General features: G+C 64.6%; 24 protein-coding genes. 7 read left to right on the forward strand and 17 right to left on the reverse strand.

Translation table 11 applies throughout. The features are described 5' to 3' along the window. Nucleotides 1-41 precede the first annotated feature (41 nt). Nucleotides 42-1265, forward strand: a complete 1224-nt coding sequence (locus tag AC56DV_RS23785; RefSeq protein ID WP_496316693.1) for a DUF5009 domain-containing protein — start codon at nt 42-44, stop codon at nt 1263-1265. Here the strand turns inward: AC56DV_RS23785 and AC56DV_RS23790 are convergent, their stop codons facing one another. The 3 genes from AC56DV_RS23790 to AC56DV_RS23800 all read right to left on the reverse strand — a co-directional run bounded on the left by AC56DV_RS23790 (nt 1266) and on the right by AC56DV_RS23800 (nt 6138). Next, nucleotides 1266-2381 carry an acyltransferase family protein gene (locus tag AC56DV_RS23790; protein ID WP_496316694.1) on the reverse strand — a complete coding sequence of 372 codons (1116 nt, stop codon included), beginning with the start codon at nt 2379-2381 and terminating at the stop codon, nt 1266-1268. A gap of 5 nt (nt 2382-2386) precedes the next feature. After that, the gene (locus AC56DV_RS23795) at nt 2387-3421 is read right to left on the reverse strand and encodes a glycoside hydrolase family 18 protein (protein WP_496316695.1); all 1035 of its coding nucleotides are present in this window, start codon (nt 3419-3421) and stop codon (nt 2387-2389) included. Nucleotides 3422-3495: 74 nt separating this feature from the next. After that, complete coding sequence (locus AC56DV_RS23800; protein ID WP_496316696.1) at nt 3496-6138, reverse strand: TonB-dependent receptor; 2643 nt, start codon at nt 6136-6138, stop codon at nt 3496-3498. A 344-nt stretch (nt 6139-6482) separates the two neighbouring features. Here AC56DV_RS23800 and AC56DV_RS23805 point away from each other — a divergent pair, with 344 nt between their 5' ends. After that, nucleotides 6483-7223, forward strand: coding sequence for a GntR family transcriptional regulator (locus tag AC56DV_RS23805; protein WP_496316697.1), 741 nt, complete (start codon nt 6483-6485; stop codon nt 7221-7223). Between the two features lie 13 nt (nt 7224-7236). Here AC56DV_RS23805 and AC56DV_RS23810 read toward each other — a convergent pair whose 3' ends face one another. The 8 genes from AC56DV_RS23810 to rpsP form a co-directional block, all read right to left on the reverse strand. Next, nucleotides 7237-9948 carry a M16 family metallopeptidase gene (locus AC56DV_RS23810; RefSeq protein WP_496316698.1) on the reverse strand — a complete coding sequence of 904 codons (2712 nt, stop codon included), beginning with the start codon at nt 9946-9948 and terminating at the stop codon, nt 7237-7239. A 45-nt stretch (nt 9949-9993) separates the two neighbouring features. After that, complete coding sequence (locus AC56DV_RS23815) at nt 9994-10332, reverse strand: DUF3579 domain-containing protein (protein ID WP_107877935.1); 339 nt, start codon at nt 10330-10332, stop codon at nt 9994-9996. Nucleotides 10333-10504: 172 nt separating this feature from the next. Further along, complete coding sequence (locus AC56DV_RS23820; RefSeq protein ID WP_496316699.1) at nt 10505-11464, reverse strand: CobD/CbiB family protein; 960 nt, start codon at nt 11462-11464, stop codon at nt 10505-10507. A gap of 94 nt (nt 11465-11558) precedes the next feature. Continuing rightward, the gene (locus AC56DV_RS23825; RefSeq protein ID WP_496316700.1) at nt 11559-12218 is read right to left on the reverse strand and encodes a CoA pyrophosphatase; all 660 of its coding nucleotides are present in this window, start codon (nt 12216-12218) and stop codon (nt 11559-11561) included. An 83-nt stretch (nt 12219-12301) separates the two neighbouring features. Then, entirely contained in the window at nt 12302-12688 is a 387-nt protein-coding gene (gene rplS, locus AC56DV_RS23830; RefSeq protein ID WP_056403202.1) for a 50S ribosomal protein L19, read from the reverse strand. A gap of 100 nt (nt 12689-12788) precedes the next feature. Next, on the reverse strand, nt 12789-13550 hold the full coding sequence (gene trmD, locus AC56DV_RS23835) for a tRNA (guanosine(37)-N1)-methyltransferase TrmD (protein WP_496316701.1): 762 nt from the start codon (nt 13548-13550) through the stop codon (nt 12789-12791). 13 nt (nt 13551-13563) lie between these two features. After that, nucleotides 13564-14103: a ribosome maturation factor RimM gene (gene rimM / locus AC56DV_RS23840; protein WP_496316702.1), complete on the reverse strand. Its 540-nt coding sequence runs from the start codon at nt 14101-14103 to the stop codon at nt 13564-13566. 39 nt (nt 14104-14142) lie between these two features. Then, entirely contained in the window at nt 14143-14391 is a 249-nt protein-coding gene (rpsP, locus tag AC56DV_RS23845; RefSeq protein ID WP_107877945.1) for a 30S ribosomal protein S16, read from the reverse strand. A 227-nt stretch (nt 14392-14618) separates the two neighbouring features. Here rpsP and AC56DV_RS23850 point away from each other — a divergent pair, with 227 nt between their 5' ends. From AC56DV_RS23850 to AC56DV_RS23870, 5 genes are all read left to right on the forward strand, one after another. Further along, on the forward strand, nt 14619-15035 hold the full coding sequence (locus tag AC56DV_RS23850) for an NINE protein (RefSeq protein ID WP_496316703.1): 417 nt from the start codon (nt 14619-14621) through the stop codon (nt 15033-15035). 25 nt (nt 15036-15060) lie between these two features. Beyond that, nucleotides 15061-15912, forward strand: coding sequence for a TIGR02285 family protein (locus tag AC56DV_RS23855; protein WP_496316704.1), 852 nt, complete (start codon nt 15061-15063; stop codon nt 15910-15912). Further along, nucleotides 15909-17228: a GGDEF domain-containing protein gene (locus tag AC56DV_RS23860; RefSeq protein ID WP_496316705.1), complete on the forward strand. Its 1320-nt coding sequence runs from the start codon at nt 15909-15911 to the stop codon at nt 17226-17228. Before AC56DV_RS23855 ends, AC56DV_RS23860 begins: the two co-directional genes overlap by 4 nt. Nucleotides 17229-17281: 53 nt before the next feature. Then, a complete protein-coding gene (locus AC56DV_RS23865) occupies nt 17282-17887 on the forward strand; it encodes a glycine zipper 2TM domain-containing protein (RefSeq protein ID WP_496316706.1) in 606 nt (201 codons plus the stop codon). 100 nt (nt 17888-17987) lie between these two features. Then, on the forward strand, nt 17988-18968 hold the full coding sequence (locus AC56DV_RS23870; RefSeq protein ID WP_496316707.1) for a hypothetical protein: 981 nt from the start codon (nt 17988-17990) through the stop codon (nt 18966-18968). Between the two features lie 48 nt (nt 18969-19016). On the opposite strand, the gene AC56DV_RS23875 is transcribed toward AC56DV_RS23870, so the two are convergent. The 6 genes from AC56DV_RS23875 to AC56DV_RS23900 form a co-directional block, all read right to left on the reverse strand. Then, the gene (locus tag AC56DV_RS23875; RefSeq protein ID WP_496316708.1) at nt 19017-19637 is read right to left on the reverse strand and encodes a LysE family translocator; all 621 of its coding nucleotides are present in this window, start codon (nt 19635-19637) and stop codon (nt 19017-19019) included. A gap of 55 nt (nt 19638-19692) precedes the next feature. Next, on the reverse strand, nt 19693-20460 hold the full coding sequence (locus AC56DV_RS23880; protein ID WP_496316709.1) for a hypothetical protein: 768 nt from the start codon (nt 20458-20460) through the stop codon (nt 19693-19695). Nucleotides 20461-20555: 95 nt separating this feature from the next. Then, nucleotides 20556-22346, reverse strand: a complete 1791-nt coding sequence (locus AC56DV_RS23885; protein ID WP_496316710.1) for an acyl-CoA dehydrogenase — start codon at nt 22344-22346, stop codon at nt 20556-20558. Between the two features lie 75 nt (nt 22347-22421). Then, a complete protein-coding gene (locus AC56DV_RS23890; RefSeq protein WP_496316711.1) occupies nt 22422-23354 on the reverse strand; it encodes an electron transfer flavoprotein subunit alpha/FixB family protein in 933 nt (310 codons plus the stop codon). 10 nt (nt 23355-23364) lie between these two features. Continuing rightward, entirely contained in the window at nt 23365-24114 is a 750-nt protein-coding gene (locus AC56DV_RS23895; protein ID WP_496316712.1) for an electron transfer flavoprotein subunit beta/FixA family protein, read from the reverse strand. Between the two features lie 214 nt (nt 24115-24328). Further along, nucleotides 24329-24556: a sulfurtransferase TusA family protein gene (locus AC56DV_RS23900; protein ID WP_056403241.1), complete on the reverse strand. Its 228-nt coding sequence runs from the start codon at nt 24554-24556 to the stop codon at nt 24329-24331. Nucleotides 24557-24592: the final 36 nt, after the last annotated feature.

The raw sequence follows: 24592 nt of genomic DNA on the forward strand, positions 1-24592 counted from the left end.
CGGGATCACACCGCACTGCGATGTGATCCTTTTTTTTATCCATGCCCCGCCTCCTCAGTCTCGACGCTTTCCGCGGCTTCGTCATCCTGGCCATGATTTGGGTGAACTATATTGCCGGCATGCCGGGCATTCCCTATTGGCTGGAGCACCCGGGGCCGAAGGCGGACGGCATCACCGTGCCGGACCTGGTGTTCCCCGCTTTCCTGTTCATCGTGGGGATCGCCATTCCGCTGGCGCTGCACAAGGAGCAAGGGCGTTTCAGCGCTGCGCTGCTGGGGCGTTTGCTGTGGCGCGCGGGCAGCCTGATGGTGGCGGGCGTGGTGCTGGCCAACGCTTACCGCTACGACGCGGCCGCCGCGCTGCTGCCGCGCGCGGTCTACTTCCTGCTGTTCTACGTGGCGATGATTTTATTGTGGCGGCAAACCGCGCAGCGCGGCGCGGCCTTCTGGGCCGGGCTGGCGCTGATGCTGTTCCTGCTGCTGTCCTTCCGGGGCCAGCTGAACGAAGAGTTCAGCAGCGTCTACCTGCAGCACACGTGGTGGGGCATCCTGGGCATGATAGGCTGGGCTTACCTGCTGTGCAGCGTGATCTATGTGGCGGTGAACGGCAAGCCGGTGCTGCTGCTGTCCGCCTTCGTGCTGCTGATCGTGCTGTACCTTGTTGGCACCGCCGGCCTGCTGCCGCTGCCGCAGGCGCTGAACGACCTGGTCAACGTGCCGCAGGTGCTGGGGTCCACTTCGGCCAATGTGCTGGCGGGCACACTGGTGGGAACGCTGTTCCTGCGCCGCGCGCAACCCGAGGGGCTGCAGGCGGTGTCGCCGGTTCCGCCGGCGCCGGCCAACAATGCGGTGCTGCACCGGCGCCGCGTAATGCTGATGGCCTGCTTCGCCGTGGCGCTGTTCGGCTCGGGCATGTTGCTGCGCCCCCTGCACGGCATCAACAAGGTCCATGCCACCGAGTCGTACACGCTGGTGTGCGCGGGGCTGGTGCTGGCGCTGTTCATCCTGTTCTATGTGCTGATCGACGTGCTGCAGTGCCGCTGGTGGAGCGTGGCGCTGATGCCGGCCGGCGCGAACGCGCTGTTCGCCTTTATCGCGCCGGACCTGTGGGAGCAGCTGGCGGCGGTGCTGCGGATGCCGCGCTGGTGGTGGCCCTACCTGGAATCGGGCGGCGGCGCCGGACTGCTGAACGCCGCCGCGCTGACCGTGGCCATGATGGGATTGACGGCGCTGGCCAACCGCTCCGGCCTGCGCCTCAAGTTCTGATTACACCTTGATGTAGATGCGGCGGCGGTCCATCGCGTAGCCCACCGCCCAGCAGGCCAGCATGAAGCTCGCCGCGAACAGCAGCGACGCCGCTTTCGGCGGCGCCAGGCCCTGGAAGGTGTGCGCGTACAGCCAGTCGTAGCCATTGCCCGCGCCAACTTGCGCTTTCACCAGGATCACTACCGCCAGTTCGGACAGCAGGTAGATGAACAGCGTGTTCTTGCCGAACACTTCGAAAAAGTAGGTCCAGCCACGCCGGCCGCGCATCTCGACCACATAAATCAGCAACGGCAGCACCAGCAGGTCCAGGCCGATGGTGTACAGCACGTAGGAGCTGGTCCACAGCTTCTTGTTGATCGGGAGGACCATGTCCCAGCACAGCGCCGCCGCCACGCAGGCCACACCCGCCATCATCAGTTTGGCCAGCGTTTCGTAGCTTGCGCCTTTCGTCAGTATCAGCCTGCCGGCGAAGTAGCCTGCGATCACGTTGACGGTGGCGGGGATGGTGCCCAGCATGCCTTCCGGGTCGAAAGGCAAGCCTTCGCCGCGGTACAGGTGGCGTTCGCCCAGCAGCCACAGGTCGGCCTTGCCGGGCGCATTGCCGGCCAGCGTGTAGTCGCCGCCCAGCGCCAGCACCAGCCAGTAGCCCAGCAGCGCCAGCACGCAGTAGGCCAGCGCGCCACGCTCCTTCCAGAAGTGCAGGATCAGCGAGGCCAGGCCGAAGCACAGGGCGATGCGCTGCAGCACGCCGGGAATGCGCGTGCCGGACAGCGGGATCATGCCCCAGTTGCCGGCGCTGTCCACCGCCACGAAGGGGAACCAGAACAGCAGGAAACCGAGCAGGAAAATGATGGCGCTGCGCTTGCCGACCTTGGCCAGCACGGCGCCATGGCCCATCCGCGCGTACCGGGGCAGCGCGAAGCTGAGCGCGTTGCCGACCACGAACAGGAAGGTGGGGAAGACCCAGTCGGTGGGCGTGAAGCCGTGCCATTGCGCGTGCAGCAGCGGCGCGAATACGGTGTTCCAGTCGCCGGGCGTGTTCACGATGATCATCAGGGCGACGGTCAGGCCGCGCAGCACGTCCAGCGACAGGTAGCGGCTTGCCGCGGAAGGCAAAGCACTCACCTGCCCGCCTCCGCAGTTTTTGCGTGCGCTTTTGCGTGCGCTTTTTCGTGCCCTTCCAGCGCGCGCGCGTAGGCGCCGGCGGGCACGCCGGGCATGCCGCTGCAGGCTGCGTCCGCCCCCTTCACTTCGGTGCGGCACGGCGTGTCGCGGTCGGTCGACCAGAAATGCAGGCCGGCCAGCTTCAGTTTGCGCGCGCCGTGCGCCATCGTATCCATGTCGGCCATGGTGAAGACGTTTTCCACCACGTCGTTCACGCCTATCATGGCGGTCAGCTCGATCCGGCTGTACGGCACCTTGTACTTCTCGTGCACATTGCGCGCCGCCCGCAGCGCCGAGGCGCCCATGTCGCAGCGGCCCTTGCGCACCACGCACACCTTCTTCGCCGCCGGGCCGTAGTCCATCACCATGATGTTCAGCGTGTAGTCCTTCAGCCCATTGCGGCGCACGGAATCCAGCACGCTTTCGGCCATCCCGTTCAGGCTGCGGCGGCTGCCGTCCGAGGCCGCGTGCGTGGCGACGGTAAAGCTCATGCGCAGCTGCGGGCGCCGCGCCTGCGCCGCCACGATGCGCTGCACCAGCGAGTCCACCTGCTCCCTGGTCTGCCCGGCCTCGATGTCGAAGTCGATGCCGATCAGCTGCGGCGATTCGTAGCGCTTGATGAAGCGCTCCATGCCCTCGTCGCTGCCGCAGGTGAAGACATTGCCCTGCCCGCCGGTGGAAATAATGTAGCCGGTGCCGGCCGCCGCGAAGGCGGCCACGTTGGCGTCCGCCACCGCTTGCGCGGGCTGGCCGCCCCAGTTCTCCTCGCCGCATTCGCCGCTGGCGAAAGCCCAGGTCAGGGTCTGCTTGCTGTGGCCGATGTAGGGTACGCGCTGGCCGTCCGGGGCGATGGTGATGACGTTGCTGGCCGGGTCGTTATGGATGGCGAGGTGTTTGTAGGGACTGTAGACCACGCGCGGCGCGGCGTCCGCAGCGTGGGCCGAACCAAATACGGCGCCCGCCAGCAGCGCCGTTTTAATCAGATAGTGCATTTCCGCTCCAATAAGAAAAAAGGCAGGACCTCCGAGGAAGCCCTGCCCTGCATTGCATCAGACTTCAGCCTGCATCACATCTTGCCGCGTACGCCCAGGAAGAACTGCTTGCCGTTCTTGTAGAAGGCGCGCGGCTGGTCCCTGGTGGTGGCGTAGGACTTCAGCAGCGGATCATTCAGATCCTTGCCTTCGAACGACAGCGTCAGGTTCTCGGTCAGGTTGTAGTTCAGCGCCAGCGACACGGTGCCCACGTCGTCCTGGTAGATCGCGCTGTTGCGGTCCAGGCCATTCAGGAAGGCCGAGCGGAAGCTGTAGTTCACGCGCGCGCTGAACTTGTCGTTCTCGTAGAACACGCTGGCGTTGTACGAGTTCTTCGAAGTGCCGATCATGCTGCAATCGCCCAGGTCCGCGCAGGCCGATTTAGGCGCCTTGCCGGTTTCCTTGCCGTCCGCGTAGGTGTAGTTCACGCTGGCGCCGAAGCCGTTGCCCAGATCCTGCGAGTACTGCAGCTCTACGCCCTTCACGCGGGCCTTGGTGTTCAGGGCCGAGCTCATGTTGTAGTTGGTGACCGAGTTGGTGGACTGGTTGTAGAACTGCGCCACCGAGGAGCCGAAGGTCACGTAGGAACCCAGGTGCATGTCGTACACGCTCATGGCGATCAGCGACTTCGGCATGAAGTACCACTCGACGCCCGCTTCCACGTTGTTCGAGTAGATCGGCTTCAGGTTCGGATTGCCGCCGGTGCCAGAGAAGGTCAGGTCGTTCAGGCTCAGCGAACCCAGGGCGCCGAAGTCCGGACGCGCCAGGGTGCGGCTGGCCGAGCCGCGCAGCACCACGTCCGGGGTCAGGTCGGTGCGCAGGTTCAGGCTGGGCAGGAAGTCGTTATAGGTCTTCGAAGTGTAAACCGGTTTCCAGACGGTGTTCGGCGAACCGTTGGCCACGTCGATTTCGGTCTTCACGAAACGCACGCCGAAGTTACCGGTGACCGCGCCCACGTTCAGGTCCGCCATCGCGTAGGCGGCATGCGCTTTCTCGGCGATCTGGAACTCGTTCTGGTAGGCGTGGCTGTCGAACTTCACGTACTTGTCGCCCCATTCCTTCATCGACTCGGCGGTGAAGGTCCACGGATTCTGCAGCACGTTGCTCAGCGGGCTGGTTGGGTAGGTCGTCAGGCCGGTCGGACGGTTGGCCAGCGTTTTACCCGCGTCGGCCACGGTGCCTTGCAGCCAGGTCAGCTGGCGGTCATGCTTGGCGGTGCGCAGGCCCATGCGGATGGTCGGCACCATGTCCCATGGCGTCTTGTAGGTGCCGTCCACCTGGCCGTAGGTTTCCTTGTCCTTGGCGGTGGTGTCCGATGCCCAGCCGCCGAAGAAGTCGGCGCCGGTGCGCGGGCTGAAGGTGCCGGCGTTGTCCACGGTGACGGTGGCCGGCGACATGCCGTTCATGGTCAGGCTGGTGCCCGAATAGGCCAGCCAGGCTTCGTAGCCGTAGTCGCGCGCATAGCCGGTGCCGCGCGTGGTGCCGACCTGGCCGGTGATTTTCAGGTCGTCGCTGACGCGGTATTTCCAGTCCACGTTGACGAACTTGGAATCGCTGTACGAGCCCGGACGGGCGATGATGTCCTGTACCGACGGGCCCATATTGGCGCAGCTGGCGACCGGGCAGGTTTTCGGGAAGGTGATCGAGGTGATCTGGTTGCCGGTGATGGTGTACGCCGACGGCACCACGCCGCCCACGCCGGACCAGTTGTTCGACAGCGGCTGGTATGGCGCCAGCATGAAGTTGGCGTTGATGTTGTCCGCGTCCAGACGGGTGTACAGGCCGCTCACGTCGAAGCTGAAGTCATTGTTGACTTTCACTTCCACGTCGATCATGCCGCCCTTGCGTTCGCGCTTCTGCTGGAACAGCGAGGAACCGGTCAGCATGGACAGGTATTTGTTTTCCACTTCAGGATTTTTCGCGATCCAGTCCGGTGCGAAGCCCTTGGTCAGCTTGTCCCACCACAGGAATTCCTGGCCCATGCGGCGCAGCGTGCGCTTCTCGTCGAATACCTGCACCAGCACGCCCAGGTTGTTTTCCTGGTTCTTCCAGTTCGCCAGCGCGCTCACCTGCAGGTCGGTCTTCTTGGCCGCGTCGCCGTAGGCGCCTTCGATGGAACCCATCAGCGTCAGCGGCTTCTTGAAGCTCAGCGGCTTGCGGGTTTCGATGTCCACGTTGCCGGCCGCGCCGCCTTCGGTCAGGTTGGCCTGCGAGCTCTTATGCACGGTCACGCGGCCGATCAGTTCGGACGGGAACATCGAGTAGCTGACCGAACGGCCGCCGCCGGTGATGTTGGAGATGTACCAGTCGCCGCTGGAGACGGTGTGGCCGTTCAGCGTGGTCAGGGTCAGGTTGGACGGCGTGCCTTTCAGGCTCACGCGATCGTTTTCACCGAAACCGCCTTCGGCGCCGCCGGCCGTGGCGACGGACACGCCAGGCACGCGCTGCAGCGAGTCGGCGACGCTCTTGTCCGGCATCTTGCCCACGTCTTCGGCGGTGATCACTTCCACCTGCGAGTCGGCGTTACGCTTCTGGTTGATCGACTGCGCCAATGCGGCACGGACGCCGGTCACGGTCACAACCGCGTCTGGCGACTTGGATGCATCCTGCGCCATGGCTGCGGTGCTGGTGATCAGGATGGCGACCGCAGTGGCGATCGGTGTCAAATTGCGCTTCATGTACTCCCCCTTGATTGTGGCCTTCAGTGAAAGCCCGTCCGTTTTAAGTAGATCCTCTTGCAGACCGCTGCGCTCCCCGCAACGCCCCGCAGATCCATCTATACAACCACTAACAAAACCAATTCAACGCCAATATACTCTCATCCAATACCAGAACACTACCAATTTTCGTATTTTTTTCACATGTTGTTTGCACCACACAGACCACTTTGGCAATATTCCGCCCTAGTTAGCGCTACCTCCCTCTACGTTTGCGGCAGCGCAATGCAAACCGCTAGCATGCCGGTCTTTTTTTGGTATTATCGGATCGCATAAAAGTAGACAAGAACAACAGGGGACGAGACATGACATCGCTTCAACAGATCATGCAGCACCTGGGGCAGACCAGCAGCCAGCCCCTGTACCAGCAGTTGCAGCGCGCGCTGCGCGAAGCGATAGACAAGCGCATATTCGGCCCGGACGAAGCCCTGCCGGCCGAGCGCCAGCTGGCCAACGACCTGGCCATTTCCCGCATCACCGTGCGCAAGGCGATCGACGGCCTGGTCGACGAAGGCCTGCTGGTGCGGCGGGCCGGCTCGGGCAATTTCATCAACACGCGGATAGAAAAGAACTTCGCCAAGCTGACCTCCTTCTCGGAGGACATGCGGGCGCGCGGGCGCACGCCGCGCAGCGTGTGGCTGAAGCGCGCGGAGGGGACGGTGACGCCGGAGGAAGCGCTGCGGCTGCGGCTCAGCCCGGGCGCGCCGGTGTACCGCTTCAACCGCATCCGCTATGCGGACGACATGCCGATGTGCCTGGAATACGCCACCATCGTGGCCGGCGCCCTGCCCTCGCTGGAGGCGGTGGACGTGTCGATGTACGAGGCGCTGGAGCAGGCCGGCAACCGGCCGGTGCGCGCGCTGCAGCGGCTGAGCGCGCTGCTGCTCACCGGCGAGCAGGCCGCGCTGCTGCAGGCCAGGGAAGGCGACGCCGGCCTGGCGGTGGAGCGGCTCGGCTTCCTGCGCGACGGCCGCGCAGTGGAGTTCTGCCGCTCCTACTTCAGGGGCGACATGTACGACTTTGTCGCCGAGCTGAGTACGCCGTAGCCGGCGCCCGTGCTTACTTGGCCTTGGCCTGGTCGCCGGCCGTCACCACGCTCAGCTTGTTGAGATCGACCGCCTTGCGGAAGGCGGCATTGACCTGCGCCGGCGTGAGCGCCTTCAGCTTGTCCTCGTAGGCCTGGCTCCACGCGTAGGTGCGGTTCAGGTACAGGAAGTTGGCCCAGCCGCCGGCCAGCACATTGTCCTGCGAGCGGTTCTGGATGCGCTGCTGCAGCATGCCGGACTTGGCGCCAGCCACTTCGGCCGCCGTGAAGCCGTCCTTCAGCGCGCGCGCCACCTCCTCGTGGATGGCCTGCTCCAGCTTCTTCAGGTTCTGCGGCGCGGCGATGGCCGAGATGGACAGGTTGCTGGCGCGGTCCACGTCGCTCACCGACAGGCTGGAACCGCCGCCGTAGGACAGGCCGTCCTTCTGCCGGATGCGGTCCATCAGGCGCGACTTCAGGCCGCCTTCGCCGAGGATGTAGTTGGCCACTTCCAGCGCCACGAAGTCCGGGTCTTCGGTGTTCATGTCGATGTTCACCTGCGCCGCGTAGAAACCGTTCTCCTTGTCCGGCGCGTTGATCACCGTGCGCAGCGGCGGGCGCTCCACGTTCACGTTCAGCACGCGCGCGTAATTCGCCTTGCTCACCCAGTTGCCGAACTCCTCGGCCACCACCGCCTGCACGGCGGGCGAATCGAAGTCGCCGACCACGGCCAGCTCCCCGTGCGAGGCGCCGTAGAATTCGCGGTGGTAGGCCTTCAGGTCGTCCAGCGTCAGCGCCTTGATGGCTTCGATCTGCTCGTCCGTGCTCATCGCATAGCGCACGTCGCCTTTCGGGTAGTTGTTGTAGTGCCTGGCCAGCGCGTTGGTGGCCAGCACCTGCGGCTCGTTGCGCGACGCATCCACGCCCACCAGCCATTGCTGGCGCAACTGCTCGAACTCGGCCGCGTCGAAGGCCGGCTCCTTGAGCACGTGCGCGGCCAGGCGCAGCGCCGCGGCCAGGTTGCTGCGCGTGGTGTCGAAACGGTACACGCTGCCGGACATCTTCAGCTTTTCCATCGCGTCCGCCAGCTGCGCGCGGCTGTACTTGCTGGTGCCGCGCGTGAGCATGTGGTTGGTGGCGGCGGCAATCACGGCCTTGCCGAACTGGTTCTTCTCGTCGCCCCAGTGCAGGCGCAGGTCCACCGACACGGTCTCGCCCCGGTTCTGCTTCGGCAGCAGCGCCACCTTCAGGCCGCCGATGGTTTTCAGCTCGGTGCGTTTCAGGATGTTGGCCTGGCTGGGGTCGAACACTTCGGACTTCAGCGTGTCTTCCTTGCCCTTGAAGTCCCGCATCACCTTCTCGATGGACGGCGCGGCGGTGATCTCGGCGCGCTGCACGCTGTCCTCCGGCACAAAGCTGCCGACGGTGCGGTTGTCGCGCTTCAGGTAATGCGCGGCGGCCTTGGCCACCTGTTGCGGCGTCACCTTGGGCAGGCTGTCGCGGCCCAGGAACAGCAGCCGCCAGTCGCCCAGCGCGATCTGCTCGGACAGCGCCACGCCCACCTTCTGCGGATCGTTGAGCGCCTTCTCGATGCCGTTGCCGATGTTGCGGCGCACGCGCTCCATTTCATCCTCGGTGGGCGGCGTGTTGGCAAAGCCCTCGACGGCGGCGATCAGCTCGTCGCGCACCGGCTCCAGCGGCTGGCCCGCCTTCACCACGGCGCCGATCAGCTGCAGGCCGGGCGCATAGCCGGTCTGGCCGAAGCTGAACACCTGCGCGGCCTTGCCGGTTTCCACCAGCGCCTTGTGCAGGCGGCCGTTCGGCGTGTCGTTCAGGATTTCGGACATGAAGGCCAGCGCGTCGCTGTCCTCGTGCAGCGCGGCCGGGATCTTGTAGCCCAGCGCGACGATCTGGATGTCGCCCTTGCGGCGCACGATGAAGGAACGCTCGCCGTCCTGGGTCGGCTCCACGGTCCAGAAAGGCGGCAGCTTGCGCTTCGGCTTGGGGATGGCGCCGAACGACTTCGATATCCACGCCAGCGTCTGCGCCGGCTCGAACTTGCCGGCCACCAGCAGCACCGCGTTGTCCGGCTGGTAGTAGGTGCGGTAGAAGGCCTGCAGGTTCTCGATCTTGACGTTCTCGATGTCGCTGCGGTTGCCGATGGTGGAGCGGCCGTAGCTGTGCCAGTCGTAGGCCACGCTCTGCATACGCTTGAGCAGCACCTCGAACGGGCTGTTCTCGCCGCTCTCGTACTCGTTGCGCACCACCGTCATTTCCGAGTCCAGGTCCTTCTTCGCCACGAAGGAGTTGACCATGCGGTCCGCTTCCATGTCGAGCGCCCATTTCAGGTTGTCGCCGCCGGCCTGGAATACCTCGTAGTAGTTGGTGCGGTCGTACGAGGTGGTGCCGTTGTACTCCATGCCGCGGTCGGCGAACTGCTGGGGAATGCTGCGGTTCTTCGGCGCGCCCTTGAACAGCATGTGCTCGAGCAGGTGGGCCATGCCGGTCTCGCCGTAGTTCTCGTGGCGCGAGCCGACCAGGTAGGTGACGTTGACAGTGACGGTGGGCTTGGAGGCGTCCGGGAACAGCAGCACTTTCAGGCCGTTCGGCAGCCGGTATTCGGTGATGCCTTCGACCGACGGGCCTTTGACGGTGCCGGGCGGCAGCGCCGGGGCGGCGGCGGCGGGCAGAAAGGAGGCGCTGCACAGCAGCAGCGTAACGGCGAAACCGGACTTGGATAAATTCATAAGCGATCGCAGGGCTGGCTTGGTTGAAAGAGCCCTATCCTACGCTTATTTTTCTCCCGGCAGGGGCACCAGGCAGGCGTCCACCACCTGCAGGCCGTTGTCCTTGGCGAAATTGAGGACGAAGTGGTATGCCATCGGTTCGAAGTCCCGCAGCGCTTCGTTCACCACCACCGCCTTGACGCCATTGATATGGGTCGGGCGCACAAAGGTGGAATAACCGAGATGGGAATCTCGGCCGCTGGTGCCTTCCGGACGGAAGCACGACATGACGCCGCACAGGCGGTCGGCCCAGTCGCTGGGACGGAATTGCCTGCCATCGGCAGTGATGCCAAGGATAAAGAACTCGTTGGCCAGTTCTTTGGGGGATTGAGCTGACTCGGCCATAGATGACTCGCGGGACCTGGATGCGTGAAAAATCCTAGGTATTATATCTTATAGAAGACCTAAGAAGGTAAGTACTTGATTTGAAACACGCATTGGCGGCCGCGTTGTCTGTTCGCGACCGCCAATCCCGACATTGTAACCCGTTCCAGCTATCGGTTTTCTTTCGGCGCCGTCAGCCGAGCCAGACTGCGCCGGAAAGCAACAGCAGCAGCATCATCCACAGCAGCAGCGCGCGCCAGACCAGGCCCACGGTGCTTTGCAGCGCGCGCACGCCCGGTTCTTCGCCCGGCAGCGCATCCGCCTCCATGTCGCCGCTGTCGACCACGGCCGCGTCGGCCGGCAGCACGCGGGCCGCGTTTTCATGCGGCGTGCCCAGGCGCACGCCCATGGCGCCGCCGCCGGCGGCCAGGATGATGCCGCGCGCCTCGTCCGCCCAGCGGTGGGCGAAGTTGCGCCAGGCGTAGATGGCGTCCTCGAAATTGCCCACCACGGCGAAGGCCACGGCGGTCAGGCGCACCGGCACCCAGTCGATCCAGTAGAAGGCCCGGGTGGCGAACTCGCCGAAGGCTTCGTTGCGCATGTGCTCGGGCTCGTTCCAGGCCCGCGCCAGGTATTCGGACACGCGGTACAGCACCGCGCCGGCCGGGCCGAGCGGCATCAGGAACCAGAAGAACACGCCGAACACATTGCGGTGCGTGGTGATCAGCGCCTTTTCCACGGCGATGCGCGAGATCTCGCCCGCCTCCATGCCCACGGTGTCGAGCTTGGTCCATTCGGCCAGCAGCGCGCGCGCGGCGGCCTCGTCGCCCGCGTTCAGGGCCAGCTGGATGGAGGTGAAATAATGGCTGTAGTGGCGGAAACCCAGCGTCAGGTAGACGATCAGCACATTCCATGCGAACGCGGCCAGGAACCAGTCGAAGCGGATCAGCACCCAGTAGATCAGCATGGTGGGCGCCACCAGCGCGAACATCATCAGGAACCAGCCGATGCGGCCATGGCGCGAGTCGCCCGCGTTGAACCACGCTTCCATGCGCACCGCCAGGCTCTTGATCTCGGCGTAGATGGGATTGTCCGCCCGCAGCGGCTTCATCTGCTCGATCAGCAGCGCGCAAAGAATGGAAAGAAAAGTCATTAAACGTCCTTAAGATTGGCATTGCCGCAATGCCCGCTACGATAGCGCAGCGGCGCGCCGGAATCAAACTTATTAGCGATCCGGGACCGCAGTGTCACGCCCTGAGGAAATGGAACAGATTGCGCAGCATGCCGGCGGTGGCGCCCCAGATGTAGTAGCGCTGGTAGGGCATGGCGTAGAAGCTGCGCCGCCCGCTGGCCAGTTCGGCCGACAGGCGCTGGTGGTTCAGGCCGTCCATCAGGAAGGCCAGCGGCACTTCGAAGATCTCGGCCACCTCGCCGGGATCGGCGCGCAGCTCGAACGGCGGGTGCAGCAGCGCCACCACCGGGGTCACGCTGTAGTTGGTGCCGGTGTAATAGACCGGCAGGGTGCCGATGATTTCGGCGCGGCGGCGGTCCAGGCCGATCTCCTCCTCCGCCTCGCGCAGCGCGGTGTCGGCCGGGCTGGCGTCGTACTCCTCGGCGCGGCCGCCGGGAAAGCTGATCTGGCCGGCGTGGCTGCTCAGGTGGGCGGTGCGCTGCGTGAGCAGCAGCGTCAGCCCGCCGGGGCGCTGCGCCAGCGGCACCAGCACGGCGGCCGGCTTGGGCGCCGCCTGCGGCGTGAAGCTGGTTTCCGAGTCTTCCGGCACCCACTGCGGGGGCGCCGCGAAGCGCGCGCGCAGCCAGTCCGGCGCCAGGCGCTCGGCCGGCACGGCCGGCTCGCCGGCGATGGCGTCGATCGGGAGTTGCTGCGGGTCGAACAAAAGCTTGGCCATGCCACCTCCAAATAGCGAAAGGGCGCCAGCGGCGCCCTTTGAGGGACGCCACCCAGGCGCCCCTGCCCCAAACCCAAACGCGATTAAGCGCTTGCTTTTGCCGCTGCTGGGCGACGGTTTGGCAGTTTTTCCTTGATACGTGCCGATTTGCCCGAACGGTCGCGCAGGTAGTACAGCTTGGCGCGACGTACGTCACCGCGGCGTTTCACTTCGATCGAAGCGATCAGCGGGGAGTACAGCTGGAAGGTACGCTCAACGCCTTCGCCGGACGAGATCTTGCGAACGATGAAGTTCGAGTTCAGGCCGCGGTTACGACGGGAGATGACCACGCCTTCGTATGCCTGGGCGCGCTTGCGGGTGCCTTCGACTACGTTGACGTTGACGATCACGGTGTCGCCAGGTGCAAATTCAGGGATGTTTTTGCCCAGGCGAGCAATTTCTTCTTGCTCGAGTTGTTGAATCAGGTTCATTTGATGACTCCAATTACCATCATGCCGGCGCGTACTAAACCCGGTAGAGGATGGGGTTAAACAAAGAGGCAACATGCCTCTCGTCTCTACTGCTTTGCTGCTACAGTGCCGGTTTTTCTAAACCGGCCAAAAATTTCTCGTCCTGGCGCGTCAGCAAGCCTGCTGCGCGCGCCTTGGGCAATAAATCCGGGCGCTTGCGCGCGGTCGCTTCCAGCATGCGCTGGCGGCGCCATTTTTCTATCTCGGCGTGGTTGCCGCCCATCAGCACAGCGGGCACATCCTCGCCTTCATACGTCACCGGCCGCGTGTAGTGCGGCGAATCGAGCAAGCCGTTGACAAAGCTGTCCTCGACCGCCGACGCCTCGGTGTTCAGCACGCCCGGCAGCAGGCGCACCACCGCGTCCATCAGCGCCATGGCCGGCAATTCGCCGCCCGACAGCACGAAGTCGCCCAGGCTGATTTCCTCATCGACGCAACGGTCGATCAGGCGCTGGTCCACCGCTTCGTAGCGGCCGCACAGGATCACCAGGCCGGGCTCGGCTTTCAGCTGCATCACGCGTTCGTGCGTCAGCTGCTTGCCTTGCGGCGACATGAACACCACGCGCGGCGCCGGCAAGCCGGCGTCGATCTGGCGCTGCTTGGCGGCGGCGATGGTCGCCTCCAGCGGCTTGGCCAGCATCACCATGCCGGGGCCGCCGCCATAGGGGCGGTCATCCACGGTGCGGTGATTGTCGGTGGTGAAGTCGCGCGGATTCCACAGCGACAAATGCCACTTCTGCTGCTCGAACGCGCGGCGGGTCACGCCCGATTGCGTCAGCGCGGCAAACATTTCAGGGAACAGCGTGACGACGTCGAATTGCATACAGGCTCCCGGATCAGTAATCCAGGCCCCAGTCCACCGTGATCTTTTTCGCTTCCTTGTCCACCGTGATGATGAACTGGTCCACAAATGGAATCAGGCGCTCTTGCGCCGCGGACTCGGCATCGCCGGATTCCGCGCCCACCGGAGCGGTGATGCGCAGTATCGACTGCGGACCATTGCTCATCATGTCGGCCACGACACCCAGGCTTTCGCCCTGCAAATTCTCTACCGCCAGTCCGATCAGGTCGGACCAGTAAAACTCGCCGTCGTCCAGCTTGGGGAACTGGCTGCGCGGGATGTACACGCCGGTGCCTTTCAGCGCCTCCGCGAGATCCCGGTCCGTCAGGTCGTCCAGCTGGGTCACGACGTCGCCGCCGTGCAGTTTCGCACGGCGCACACTTACTTCGTGCAGGCTGGGTTTATCCAGCCACCAGGTCTTAACATGCAACAAGGCATCCGCGTCGTCGGAAAAGGGGCGGACCCGGATTCCACCTGCTACGCCATAGGCGCCGGACACAAAGCCCACTTGCACCAGATCGTCGGGGAGTTGCACCCCGGATGCCAATTTATCTGCCAAAACCTGAACGCCGAATTAGGCTGCTTTCTTGTTCGAAGCGACCAGGCGGGCAACGGCTGGGGACAGCTGTGCGCCAACGCCGATCCAGTGCGCCAGACGGTCTTCGGTGACCTTGAACGGCACTTCTTGACCGGAAGCCATTGGGTTGTAGAAGCCAACGCGCTCGATGAAACGGCCATCGCGGCGATTGCGCGAGTCGGTTGCAACGATGTTGAAGAATGGGCGCTTCTTGGCGCCTCCACGAGCTAAACGAATAACGACCATAATATTTCCAAAAAGTGTGCTGAGACGGAAAAAGCCGCAAATTATAGCGCGCTTTCTCTTCCGCCAGCAAGCATTAATAACAATTGGGGTGGGTTTGGGGCAATCGAAGATTATCCCCCAGTCCGGCAAGCAGGGCAAGCATTGCGTGCAAAAAGGCTGGGCCGGAAGCGGATTATGACCGATACTTGCCGCTCCGCCGTTTCATTTTCGCAATCGTTATCGTTTTCATGACACCTAAACACAAAAACAAGACTTTCACGACCCTGCTGGCCTTCCTGCTGGGCGGCATAGGCGCCCACCGCTTCTACTTGCGTGGCGTAAACGATACATGGGGCTGGGTGCACGCGGCCAGCGTGCCGGCCATCGGCCTGGTGATGGCGGCCGCCCCGGACGCCGACCCATTCTTCAAGCTGCTGCCGCTGTTCCTGTCGGTGCTGGCGGGCTTCCTGCAGGCGCTGGTGCTGGGCTTGATGTCCGACGAGAAGTGGGACGCCACCTACAATGCCGGCACCGGCCGCGGCTCGGAAACGCGCTGGCCGCTGGCGGTGATCCTGGTGGCGACCATGCTGGTCGGGTGCGCCAGCCTCATCGCCACGATATCCCGGCTGTTTGACTTGCTGTACACTGGGGGCGCTTACGGCTGATCCAGCCCTTCACCGCAACGACCAGATGACGTTCCGCCTTTCCGCCCTGCTGTGCTGCGCGCTTGCCGCCGCCGTCACCACCCAGGCCCGCGCCACCGAGCGCCTGAATTGGGGCTGGTTCAACGCCGCCCCCTACATGATTGCCGAAGGGCCGGATAAGGGCGCCGGCATCTTCGACCAGATCCGCGGCCTGCTCAAGGACGAAATGCCGGGCTACGAGCACAAGGACGTGCAAGCGCCCTTCCCGCGCATTTTCCAGGAAATCAAGAACGGCAACCCGTGGTGCTTCGTGGGCGGCGTGAAAAACCCGGAGCGCGAGGCGCTGGCCTATTTCTCGGCGCCGGTGGCGGTGTTCCTGCCGTTTAAAGTGGTGGTGCGGCGCGACCGGCTGGCCGAGTTCAGCGGCGCGGCCGGCCCCGGCGGCAGCATTTCGCTGGCCGAGCTGATGGCGCGCGACGGCGTGCGCACCAGCTATCTGCGCGGGCGTTCCTTCTCGCCGCAGATCAACGCGCTGCTGGAGCAGCATCCCAACCGCCAGTACCACTCGGAATTCAACGAAGCGCTGCAGATGCTGCTGGCGCGCCGCCTCGACTATCTGCTCGAGCTGCCCATCATCAGCACCTACTCGGCGCGCCAGCTGGGCCGCGACGGCGAACTGGCCGCGCTCACCATCCGCGAACACGCCGACCCCACCGTGAACCGGGTGATGTGCCCGCGCACCGAATGGGGCAAGCAGGTGGTGGCCAGGGTCAACGCGGTGCTGCACGCGCAGCGCAACACGGCGCGCTACCGCGCCATCGTCGAGCGCTGGTCCGACGAGGAATCGCTGCGCATCATCCGCGCCATCTACCCCACCCAGATCCTCAAATCCGAATGAAGAGCAACCTGGCGGCACGCCTGCTGCGCATTATCTTCGGCTGCTACTTCATCGTCACGCTGGTGGTCACCTGCGTGCAGCTGGCGGCCGAATACCGCCACACGCAGCAGCGCCTGAGCGAGGAAATCGGCGCCATGGAACACACTTTCGGCCCCGGCATCACCGGCGCGCTGTGGCGCTTCAACGGCGAAGTGCTGGCCAGCATCGTCACCGGCGTGAAGGCGCTGCCCATCGTCATCGGCGTCAAGGTGGAGGACGAACAGGGCAAGCTGCTGCGCGCCATCGGCACCGTCAACGACATCGCCGGCAAGCGCCTGGAAGCGGGCCCGAGCGGCGAGCTGGTCCCCGCGCCGCCGGCCATCCTGTTCGACCGCATGTTCAGCCGCAGCTTTGCCGCCGTCTACGTGGACGAGGCGGGCGAGCGCCACCCGGTGGGGCGCTGGACCGTCTACTCCAGCCAGCAGGTGGTGGTGCGCCAGGTGGCCTACGGCTTTTTCCTGATCCTGGTGAACTCCGTCATCAAGACGCTGGCGCTGTGGTTCATCTTCCTGTACGTGATCAAGCGCACGCTGGGCCAGCCGCTGCGGCAGATGAGCGACTTTGTCGGCCAGCTCAATATCGACAACATCGGCGACCGCCACTTCGTGCTGAAGGACAAGGGCAAGCACGAGCTGCACCAGCTGACCGACAAGCTGAACCAGATGGCCGCCACCCTGCGCAAGCAGGTGGCCGAGAACGCCGGGCTGTACGCCGAGCTGAAGGAAATGAACCGCACGCTGGAATCGCAGGTGGCCGAGCGCACCCGCGAGCTGCAGCGCGTGGCCAGCACCGACATGCTGACCGGCCTGCACAACCGGCGCAAGCTGGACGAGGTGCTGGGCTATGAAGTGGAGCGCGTGCACCGCTACGGCGGCGGACTGGCCGTGATCCTGCTCGACATCGACCATTTCAAGCAGACCAACGACAGCTACGGCCACCCGGCCGGCGACCGCGTGCTGGCGGCGGTGGCGTCCATCCTGCGCAGCGGCGCGCGCAGCATCGACAGCGTGGGCCGCTGGGGCGGCGAAGAGTTCATGGTGATCTGCCCGCAAACCGAGCTGGCAGGCGCGTGCGCGCTGGCCGAGATGCTGCGCCTGCGCATCGCCGCCGCCGAGTTCCCGGAGGTGGGCCGCAAGACCTGCTCCTTCGGCGTGGCCGCGCTGGGCCCGGACGAAACCCTGCCCGGCCTGGTGGCGCGCGCGGACGCCGCGCTGTACCGCGCCAAACAAAATGGCCGTAATGCCGTTGAGCACGATACGATCACACAATTGCTGTAAAGCCACTTTTACCGTTTATACTGCGTGAACAACCCAGTTAACGGAGAAACCAAATGAATGTACGCACGAATTTACGCACCATCGCCCTGTCCCTGATCCTGGCGGGCATGGCCAGCGCCGCGTCCGCGCAGCCTTACACCAAGGCGCAATACGCGGCCGACACCAAGCAGGCTGCCACCCGCTACGCGGAAGACAAAAAACTGTGCGCCGAAGAAAGCAGCTCCAGCGCGCGCATGCAGTGCCAGCGCGACGCCAAGGCCGAATACGACAAGGCCCTGGCCGCCGCCAAGGCCGACCTGAAGAACGCCAACGCCAAGCCGGCCGCCTGCAACGACTGCGGCCGCGTGATCGCGGTCAACGTGGAGGATAAAAAAGGCGAAGGCAGCGCGGTGGGCGTGATCGCCGGCGGCGTGGCCGGCGCCCTGCTGGGCAACCAGGTGGGCAGCGGCGGCGGCCGCAAGCTGGCCACCATCGCCGGCGCGGCCGGCGGCGCCTACGCCGGCAACAAGGTGGAAGAGCACGTCAAGTCCACCAAGGTGTGGCACGTGAAAGTCCAGTACGACAACGGCACCCAGGGCGAGTTCAGCTTCGACAAGGACCCTGGCTACGCGAACGGCGACCTGGTCAAGAGCGCCAACGGCACCATCGTGCGCCGCTAAGCAGTCCGCCAAGCGGTCCGCAGCATCCCCGGCGCCAATTGCGCGCCGGGAATTCCTTGTCTTGTGTACGATTTGATAATTTCCACAAGACAAGGTAATCATGGAAGACCTGAACGAACCCGGGGCCGCCCAGGCCTCGCCGGTTGACACGTCCGCAGCCCCCTCCTCCCGCTCCTCTTACGCCACCGCCGCCACGCCGCCGCGCCGCCAGCGCTGGGTCAGCGTGCTGCTCTACCTGCTGGCCGCTGGCGGCCTGCTGTTCCTCGGCATCGTGGCCTACGCCATGTTCAAGGCGCCCGCACCGGCAGAACGCATCGTCATCGACGAAGCGGCCGTCATCGACAGCGTAATGGGCAGCAACTACGGCAAATACTCCACCGCCAGGAAAGGCTGGCTCTACGTCGGCGAGGACAACCGCACCTACCTGATGCGGGTGGTGCAGCAGGCGCGCCTGCAGGACGGGGCCGACGGCGACGAGCTGTACTTCATCGCCAGCGGCGCCTCGGTGGCCGAGGGCGACCAGGCCGCCATCTACGGCGTGTTCTACATCCGCCCCGACCCGTCCGACGGCGGCCTGTCCGAGATCAGCAACCCGGCCATCCATTCCGGCACGCGCGCCGTGCAGCCGGAGGACGTGCGCTTCGAGGCGCTGAGCGACAGTCTGTGGGGCTGGGTGGTCAAGACCCGCGACGGCGAAGACCCGCGCGACGTGCGGGCGGTGACGCACAACGTGGTGCTGGCGCCGAACGGCAACCAGATCGCCACGCTGGCCGAGTTCCTGGCCGCCGCCGAGCACGCCCCGGAAGACGGCTGCGCCGCAGCCCAGGCCCGCTACGACACTTACCAGGCCGAGCAGGCCGCCGCCGCGCCCGGCGCCGAGCCGGAGTACGACGAGCCGCTGCGCTGCGAGAAGCGGCGCTGGAGCTACCGCACGGCGGCCGTCAGCGGCAGCGTGCCGGTGCCGTTCACGGTCACCATGAGCGGCATGATGAACGGCGCCGCAGTGGAAGCGAAGAACTGGAAACTGGTGTTCGACACCAAGAGCTTCAGCTACAACGTGCCGGAAGAACTGAAGTATTGACGGCCCGCCCGAGGGCCCGGCCGGCACCCCGGGCAGCGGGGCCTGTGCCTATGCCCGGCGCGACAGCAGCAGTCCCAGCCCGGCGCTGGCCAGCAGGCCGGCGCAGCTGCGGTTGAAGATGCGCTTGCCGCGCGGCTGCGCGAACCAGCGCCGCAGCCGCGTGCCCATCCAGGCATAGATGGCGATGGCCGCCATCTCCAGCGCCAGGAACAGGGTGCCCAGCACGGCGAACTGCGCCGCCATGGGCTGCGCCGGATCGACGAACTGCGGCAGGAAGGCGGTGAAGATCAGGATGGCTTTCGGATTGCCGGCCGCCACCAGGAACTCCTGCCGCGCCAGCTGCACCAGGCCCGCAGCCGGCGCCGCCGATTCCGCCTGCCCGCCCGGCGCCGCGCGCCACAGCTGGTACGCCAGGTAGAACAGATACGCCGCGCCCACCGTCTTGATGCCGTAGAACAGCAGCTCGGACGTGTGCAGCACCGCCGCCAGCCCGGCCGAAGCGAGCGCGATCATGCCGCCGAACGCCAGCAGGCGCCCCGCCCCGGCGGTGCACGCCTGGCGGAAACCATAGCGCGTGGCGTTGCTGATGGAAAGAAGGTTATTCGGCCCGGGCGCCATGTTCAGCGCGAAGCAGGCGGGGACAAACAGCGCAAGCGTGGACAGTTCCATGTAAGCAGCTCCGGTAGGTGATGAACCATTCTAGCGAACTTCGCGCCGCCAGCGCTTAGCGCCTGCCAAATTCCTGGATGGCGACCACTTTGCCGTTTTCAAGATACAGGTAACCGCGCGCATAGACCCACTGCTCGCGCACGCGGCCTTGCACTTTCAAGGTGTTGACGCTGTCCGGCTCACCCCAACGGGAGTTATACACGGCTTCCGCCTTCATCCCCACCCTGGCATCCGGCAGCTTGCGGTACGCAGCCTGATCCGCCGCCCATTGCCTCTGCCGCATTTCCTCTTCCCGCGCCGCGATGGCATCCTTGCGCGCTTTTTCCTCTGCGAGCTTGCTCTGCTCCGCAGCGTCCTCCGCCAGGATTTCCTCCAGCGGAACCGGCAAAACGGGCTCCACGTAGTCGCTTTTCACATGCTCGATTTTGCGCGAAACGTAGCTCGTAAAATTCCTCGCCAGATAAAGTTGCTGACCGCTATTCAACGTGGCCCGGTACAGATGACACGACCTGCTGTACTCCCGGAAGCTGATCAACTCCACGACGGTAAAACTGACAGGTTCGGTCGGGTAAACCTTGTCGGCATACTTCAGGTTCGCACAGGTAGAGTCCCTCTCGTAGCGAGAGTAGAAGTGGTTACGGGCGTTCAGGGCGACTTGCAGCTTCGGTACTATCCAGTACGTCTTGCCGACCGGCGCGCGCAACGCAGCCATTTCAGCATCCGCGGCAGCTTCCTGCGCCTGGCGCTTCAATTCATCCTGGCTCATCAGCTGAGCGTGAGCCAGGCCGGTGGCCAGTATGGCCGGTAACAACAAGAAACGCATCGAGGACTGCAATCGTGACTCCCGGAGAAATTTAGATTGCAAGAATACAATAAAAAAGGCAGCCGAAGCTGCCTTTTTTTGTCCAAGGGTAAGACTTAGAACTGGTCTTCGCTCAGCGCCAGTACGCCGGCGCTGCCGTCGATGATGGAGCTGCGCATGCCGGACGATTGCGCCAGGAAGTGGTCGGCGAAGAAGCGCGCGGTGACGATCTTGGCCTGGTAGAAGCTGGCGTCGCCGGCGCCGGCGCCCAGTTTCTGCTGCGAGATCACGGCGGCGCGCGCCATCTGCCAGCCGCCCAGCACGATGCCGGCCAGCTTCAGGTAGGTCACGCTGCCCGCGAACACGGCCTTGATGTCGGTCTTCATGTTGCCGGCCACGTACTCGACCACCGCTTCCAGGTCGGCCGCGCCTTGCGCCAGGTGCTTGCGGATGGCGGCGAAGTCCGCGCCGTCCAGCTTGGCCAGCTCGGCTTCGGTGGCGCGCACTTGCGCGATCAGGCCCTTGGCGACCTTGCCGCCGTCGCGCACGGTCTTGCGGCCCACCAGGTCGTTGGCCTGGATCGCGGTGGTGCCTTCGTAGATGGTGAGGATCTTGGCGTCGCGGTAGTGCTGCGCGGCGCCGGTTTCTTCGATGAAGCCCATGCCGCCGTGCACCTGCACGCCGTCGCGCGCCACGTCCTGCGACAGCTCGGTCGACCAGCCTTTGATGATCGGCACCAGGTATTCGTACACGGCCTGGTTCTCGGCGCGGGTGGCCGCGTCGGCGTGGTGGTGGGCCGCGTCGTACAGCGCGGCGCCGACGTAGGCCAGCGCGCGCGCCGCCTCGGTCTGCGAACGCATGTTCATCAGCAGGCGGCGCACGTCCGGATGGTGGATGATGGACACCGGGCCGGCCGAACCGGCCAGGTCGCGCGACTGCACGCGGTCCTTGGCGAAGGCCACGGCCTGCTGGTAAGCGTTCTCGGACAGGCCGATGCCCTGCATGCCGACGCCGAAGCGGGCCGCGTTCATCATGATGAACATGTATTCCAGGCCGCGGTTCTCTTCGCCCACCAGCGTGCCGATGGCGCCGCCGTTGTCGCCGAACTGCAGCACGGCGGTGGGGCTGGCCTTAATGCCCAGCTTATGCTCGATCGACACGCAGTGCGCGTCGTTGCGCGCGCCCAGCGAGCCGTCCGCGTTGACCATGAACTTGGGCACGATGAACAGCGAAATGCCCTTCACGCCTTCCGGCGCGTTCGGCGTGCGCGCCAGCACCAGGTGGATGATGTTCTCGGCCATGTCGTGCTCACCGTAGGTGATGAAGATCTTGGTGCCGAAAATCTTGTAGGTGCCGTCGTCCTGCGGCACGGCGCGGGTGCGCACGGCGGCCAGGTCGGAACCGGCTTGCGGTTCGGTCAGGTTCATGGTGCCGGTCCACTTGCCGGTCACCAGCGGCTCCAGGTAGGTGGCCTTCATGTCATCGCTGCCCGCGGTCAGCAGCGCTTCGATGGCGCCGTCCGACAGCAGCGCCACCAGCGCGAACGCCAGGTTGGCGCCGTGCAGCATCTCCACGCACGGCGTGCCGACCAGCTTGGGCAGGCCCTGGCCGCCGAAATCGGTCGGGTGCTGCAGGCCTTGCCAGCCCGCTTCGGCGAACTGCTTGAACGCTTCCTTGAAACCCTTGGAGGTGAAGACGTCGCCGTCCTTCCAGTAGCTCGGCTCCTTGTCGCCGGCGTGGTTCAGCGGCGCGATTTCGCCCGCCACGAATTTCGCGCTTTCCTCCAGCACGGCTTCGGCCGTTTCCGGGGTCGCGTCTTCGCAGCCCGGCAGCTGGCTCACGGCTTGCAGGTTGGCCAGCTCGTTCATCACGAACAGCATGTCTTTCAGGGGCGCTTGATAGCTCATCTTCTACTCTCCAAGAAAAAAGCCACGCGGCGGCGCAATGCCTCGCCAGCGTGGCCTCGGTACTAAACGTGTGGATTAACCCAGTTCTTTGACCAGTTCAGGCACGATGTCGAACAGATCGCCCACGATGCCGTAGTCGGCCACGGAGAAGATCGGCGCTTCAGGATCTTTGTTGATGGCGACGATGGTCTTCGAATCCTTCATGCCGGCCAGGTGCTGGATCGCGCCCGAGATGCCGACGGCGATGTACAGCGACGGCGCCACGATCTTGCCGGTCTGGCCCACTTGCCAATCGTTCGGCACGTAGCCCGCGTCCACGGCGGCGCGCGATGCGCCCATGGCGGCGCCCAGCTTGTCGGCCAGCGGTTCCAGGATCTTGAACGCTTCGCCCGAGCCCATGCCGCGGCCGCCGGAAACGATGATCTTGGCGGCGGTCAGTTCAGGACGGTCCGACTTGGCCAGCTCGCGGCCGACGAAGGCCGACTTGCCCGAGTCGCCGACAGCGGCGATGGTTTCGGTGGCAGCCGAGCCGCCAGTCGATGCGGCCGAGTCGAAACCGGTGGTGCGCACGGTGATGACTTTGACTTTATCGGACGACTGCACGGTGGCGATGGCGTTGCCGGCGTAGATCGGACGCTCGAAGGTGTCGGGCGAATCGACCTTGGTGATTTCCGAGATCTGGGCCACGTCCAGCTTGGCGGCCACGCGCGGCAGGATGTTCTTGCCGTAGGCGGTGGCTGGCGCCAGGATGTGCGAGTAGGCGGCGGCAACGGCCAGCACCTGCTCGGCCACGTTCTCGGCCAGGCCGTCGGCGAAGTGGGCGGCGTCGGCCAGCAGCACTTTCGATACGCCGGCGATCTGCGCCGCTTGCGCAGCGGCGGCGGCGGCGTTGGAACCGGCCACCAGCACGTGCACGTCGCCGCCGCACTGGGCGGCTGCGGTAACGGTGTGGTGGGTGCTGCCCTTCAGGCTGGCGTTGTCGTGTTCTGCGATAACTAATGCGACCATGATTTATCCTTTAGATTACTTTAGCTTCGGTGCGCAGTTTTGCGACCAGGGTGGCGACGTCCGGAACCTTGATGCCGGCCGAGCGCTTGGCTGGCTCGGCCACTTTCAGGGTCTTCAGGCGCGGGGTCACGTCGACGCCCAGCTCTTCCGGCTTGACGGTGTCCAGCGGCTTCTTCTTGGCCTTCATGATGTTCGGCAGCGTCACGTAGCGCGGCTCGTTCAGGCGCAGGTCGGTGGTGATGATGGCAGGCAGCGTCAGCGCCAGGGTTTCCAGGCCGCCGTCCACTTCGCGGGTCACGGTGGCCTTGCCGTCTTCCAGCACCACTTTCGAGGCGAAGGTCGCTTGCGGCCAGCCCAGCAGGGCTGCCAGCATCTGGCCGGTCTGGTTGGAGTCGTCGTCGATGGCCTGTTTGCCCAGGATCACCAGCTGCGGCTGTTCCTTGTCGACCAGCGCTTTGAGCAGCTTGGCCACGGCCAGCGGTTCCAGTTCAGTCGCGGTTTCCACCAGGATGCCGCGGTCGGCGCCGATGGCCATGCCGGTGCGCAGGGTTTCCTGGCACTGGGTCACGCCGCAGGACACGGCCACCACTTCGGTGACTTTGCCGGCTTCTTTCAGGCGGGTCGCTTCTTCCAGCGCGATCTCATCGAACGGGTTCATCGACATTTTGACATTGGCGATATCCACGCCAGTGCCGTCGGATTTGACGCGCACCTTGACGTTGTAGTCGACCACGCGTTTGACGGGTACCAAGACTTTCATAGCTCTGCCTTTGGGAAAATTAATAAAGTGTGAACTGATATGTGGGCTAGATTATATGAGAAATTCAATCACCAGGCTGAATTAAAGCACGATCGTGCGTTTTTTTGGTAGTAGAAAACGTCTAATTTTCATCTTGCACCGTGATCGTGGAGGGCCTGCGGACGGGGGAAGCCAGCCCGGCTTCCCGCTCAAAGAATAACAGCTTACTTGACTTTTACTTGCGTTGCATCAGAAACACGAACTCCGTGCCGTATTGCGCGTGCGACAGCAGCGCATTGCCGGTCTGTTTGGCAAAAGCCTGGAAGTCGCGCACGGAACCGGGGTCGGTCGCCATGATGCGCAGCACTTCGCCGCTCTGCAGTTCGGCCAGGGCCTTCTTGGCCTTCAGAATCGGCAGCGGGCAGTTCAGGCCCCGCGCGTCGAGTTCTTTTTGAAATTCCATGATTTCGGTATCAACTAGGGTATCGCTCATCAAAAT

It is taken from the genome of Massilia sp. BGA-UO-ETr-WB1, assembly GCF_059567845.1.